General features: G+C 71.4%; 5 protein-coding genes. 4 read left to right on the top strand and 1 reads right to left on the bottom strand.

What is annotated here, in order from left to right:
- From ACFU6K_RS35015 to ACFU6K_RS35005, 3 genes are all read left to right on the top strand, one after another.
- The coding region (locus tag ACFU6K_RS35015; RefSeq protein ID WP_380670052.1) for an acyl-CoA dehydrogenase family protein at window positions 1-738 on the top strand (738 nt) is incomplete at its 5' end.
- 92 nt (window positions 739-830) lie between these two features.
- A complete protein-coding gene (locus ACFU6K_RS35010) occupies window positions 831-1,334 on the top strand; it encodes a GNAT family N-acetyltransferase (RefSeq protein ID WP_380670050.1) in 504 nt (167 codons plus the stop codon).
- 55 nt (window positions 1,335-1,389) lie between these two features.
- The gene (locus ACFU6K_RS35005) at window positions 1,390-2,049 is read left to right on the top strand and encodes a class I SAM-dependent DNA methyltransferase (protein WP_380670048.1); all 660 of its coding nucleotides are present in this window, start codon (window positions 1,390-1,392) and stop codon (window positions 2,047-2,049) included.
- 55 nt (window positions 2,050-2,104) lie between these two features.
- Here ACFU6K_RS35005 and ACFU6K_RS35000 read toward each other — a convergent pair whose 3' ends face one another.
- On the bottom strand, window positions 2,105-2,482 hold the full coding sequence (locus ACFU6K_RS35000) for a MerR family transcriptional regulator (protein WP_380670054.1): 378 nt from the start codon (window positions 2,480-2,482) through the stop codon (window positions 2,105-2,107).
- Window positions 2,483-2,651: 169 nt separating this feature from the next.
- Between ACFU6K_RS35000 and ACFU6K_RS34995 the strand changes: the two genes are divergently transcribed.
- A complete protein-coding gene (locus ACFU6K_RS34995) occupies window positions 2,652-3,146 on the top strand; it encodes a peptidylprolyl isomerase (RefSeq protein ID WP_380670046.1) in 495 nt (164 codons plus the stop codon).
- The last annotated feature ends 45 nt before the right edge of the window (window positions 3,147-3,191 follow it).

Below are 3,191 nucleotides of genomic sequence, written 5' to 3'. Positions count from 1 at the left end.
GCGGGGATGAAGACCCGGGCGGTGCGTGACGGGGACTTCTGGGTGCTGAACGGGGTGAAGCGCTGGATCACCAACGCGGGTGTCTCGGAGTTCTATACGGTGATGGCGGTGACGGACCCGGAGAAGCGGTCGAAGGGCATCTCGGCGTTCGTGGTGGAGAAGGGCGACGAGGGCGTCTCGTTCGGTGCGCCGGAGAAGAAGCTCGGGATCAAGGGGTCGCCGACGCGTGAGGTGTACTTCGACAACGTGCGGATCCCGGCGGACCGGATGATCGGTGCGGAGGGCACGGGTTTCGCGACGGCGATGAGGACGCTGGACCACACCCGGGTGACGATCGCGGCGCAGGCGGTGGGCATCGCGCAGGGCGCGCTGGACTACGCGAAGGGCTATGTCCGGGAGCGTCGGCAGTTCGGGAAGGCGATCGCGGAGTTCCAGGGTGTGCAGTTCATGCTGGCGGACATGGCGATGAAGCTGGAGGCCGCGCGGCAGATGACGTACGTGGCGGCGGCGAAGTCGCAGCGCGGGGACGCGGATCTGACGTTCTTCGGTGCGGCGGCGAAGTGCTTCGCGTCGGACGTGGCGATGGAGGTGACCACGGACGCGGTGCAGTTGCTGGGTGGTTACGGGTACACGCGGGACTACCCGGTGGAGCGGATGATGCGGGACGCGAAGATCACGCAGATCTACGAGGGGACCAACCAGGTCCAGCGGATCGTGATGGCCCGCAACCTCCCGTAACGCGCGCAGCCACAGCCCCCGACCGCCCGTCCGCGGTCGGGGGCCGGAAAACCGTGCGACGGCGGGCGGTCGCGCTCCGTAGGCTGCCCGCCATGTCCTCCACGCCTGCCACGACGACCGCGTCCGCGCCGTCCGCCATGCTCAGCCTGGCCCCGATCACCCCCGAGAACATCGACGCCGCCCTCGCCCTGCGGGTCCGCCCCGACCAGGAGCACCTGGTGGCGCCGGTGGTGAAGTCGCTGGCCGAGGCGTACGCGTACGGGGAGACGGCCTGGCCCCGGCTGATCCTGGAGGACGGGCGGCCGGTCGGCTTCGTGATGGCCTTCTTCGACATCGTCTTCCATCCCGACCGCCCCGGCGACCGCCCCCGCTCCGGCCTGTGGCGGCTGCTGGTCGACGCCGGGCAGCAGCGCGGCGGCCACGGCCGCTTCGCCGTCGAGCAGGTCTGCGCGGAGATCCGCCGCCGCGGCGGCACCCGCGCCACCGTCACCTACCACCCGGGCCCGGACGGCCCGGCGGAGTTCTACGCCCGCCTCGGCTTCCGCCCGACCGGCGAGCTCAGCGGCGACCAGGCCGTCGCCGAACGGGAGTTGTAGGACCGCCACGGCCTGCCGCGGTCCGGCGGGTGCGTGCCGGATAGGGTCCGGGGCCATGACCGAGCCGGGCTTCCTCACCGAGACCAGGGCGTTCTACGACGCCGTCGCCACCGAGTACACCGACCGCTTCCGGGACGCGCTGGACCGCATGCCGATGGACCGGGCGATGCTGGCGCTCTTCGCCGATCTGGTCCGCGCCGAGCGGCCGGACGGCAGGACGGCCGAAGTCGGCTGCGGCCCGGGCCGGATGACCGGCCCCCTGCACGACCTCGGCGTGGACGTGCACGGGATCGACCTCTCGCCGCGGATGGTCGAGCTGGCCCGGAAGGCCCACCCGGAGGTGCCGTTCAGCGTCGGCTCGATGCTCGACCTCCCCTTCCGGGACGGGGAGTTGACCGGTGTGGTGGCCTGGTACTCGATCATCCACACCCCGGCGGAGCGGCTCCCCGAGGTGTTCGCCGAGTTCGCCCGGGTGCTCGCCCCCGGCGGCCACCTGATGCTCGCCTTCCAGGTCGGCGACCGGCCCCTGCGCCTGGAGCGGCCGTTCGGGCAGCCGGTGTCGCTGGACTTCCGCCGGCTGCGGCCGGAGCACGTCGAGGAGCTGGCCCGGGAGGCGGGCCTGCCGGTCACCTCCCGTACGGTCCGGGAGCCGGAGGGCGACGAGAAGACCCCGCAGGCCTACCTGCTGGCCCGCAAGCCGGTGGCCGGGGGCTGAGCCGGGGCCGGGGGCCACACGTGACCGGGGGCCGGACGCCAACCGTGAGGGGGCGTCAGGCGGCCGGGGCCGGCGGCTGCCCGGAGGCGGTCGCGATCACCTCGTCCAGCACCTCGCGGGAGCGGAGCAGGTCGTCGATCGTCCGGTCGATCCGCCGGCGCTCCGCGGTGAGCTCCTCGACCAGGAGCGGGGTGGCGATCTCGTTCGGGCTGCCGTCGGAGTCCCGCATGCAGGGGAGGATCTTGTAGATGGTCCGGCTGTGCAGTCCGGCCGCGAACAGCTCCTGGATGTGCACCACCCGGTCGACGGCGGCCTCCGGGTACTCCCGGTGGCCGCCCTCGGTGCGGCGGGCGGCCAGCAGGCCCTGTTGCTCGTAGTAGCGCAGCGAGCGCTCGCTCACACCCGTCCGCCGGGCCAGCTCGCCGATCCGCATGCCGTCCACCCCGTCCCGTGCCGCCGTCCCGCACTGAAGCCTGAAACCTGACATCGATGGTAGCTTCCCGGTCCCGGCATGAGGGCGGAACCGGATAACACAGCGGTGTCCGGCCCGGCCCGACCGGGGGTGACGCGCGAGGAACAGGCGGTCGTGCCATGATCCCTGCATGTCTTCCAACGTTTTCTTCGACATCGAGATCAACGGCGAGGCGGCCGGCCGGATCGTCTTCAAGCTGTACGACGAGGTCGTCCCCAAGACCGCCCGGAACTTCCGCGAGCTGGCCACCGGCCAGAACGGCTTCGGCTACGAGGGCTCCGGCTTCCACCGCGTCATCCCGGCCTTCATGCTCCAGGGTGGTGACTTCACCAACCACAACGGCACCGGCGGCAAGAGCATCTACGGCGAGAAGTTCGCGGACGAGAACTTCCAGATCAAGCACGACCGCCCGGGCCTGCTGTCGATGGCCAACGCCGGCAAGAACACCAACGGCTCGCAGTTCTTCATCACCACCATCGTCACCGACTGGCTGGACGGCAAGCACGTCGTCTTCGGCGAGGTCGTCGAGGGCCTGGACCTGGTCAAGAAGATCGAGGGCCTCGGCTCGCAGGGCGGCCGCACCTCGGCCAAGATCACCATCGCCAAGTCCGGCGTGGTCGCCTAAGCACCGCCGCCACCTGGCACGCACCGCCCCGGAGCGGGACGTCGG

This window comes from Kitasatospora sp. NPDC057512 (assembly GCF_042802135.1).
Classification (GTDB): domain Bacteria; phylum Actinomycetota; class Actinomycetes; order Streptomycetales; family Streptomycetaceae; genus Kitasatospora.
Note: the sequence above shows the minus strand (reverse complement) of the source record. Positions and strands in the feature narration are given on the sequence as shown.

Bases quoted from the DNA above. Each gene is read 5' to 3' on its own strand.
- ACFU6K_RS35000 (WP_380670054.1), bottom strand. From the start codon at position 2,482: ATGCGGATCGGCGAGCTGGCCCGGCGGACGGGTGTGAGCGAGCGCTCG.
- ACFU6K_RS35010 (WP_380670050.1), top strand. From the start codon at position 831: ATGTCCTCCACGCCTGCCACGACGACCGCGTCCGCGCCGTCCGCCATG.
- ACFU6K_RS35005 (WP_380670048.1), top strand. From the start codon at position 1,390: ATGACCGAGCCGGGCTTCCTCACCGAGACCAGGGCGTTCTACGACGCC.
- ACFU6K_RS34995 (WP_380670046.1), top strand. From the start codon at position 2,652: ATGTCTTCCAACGTTTTCTTCGACATCGAGATCAACGGCGAGGCGGCC.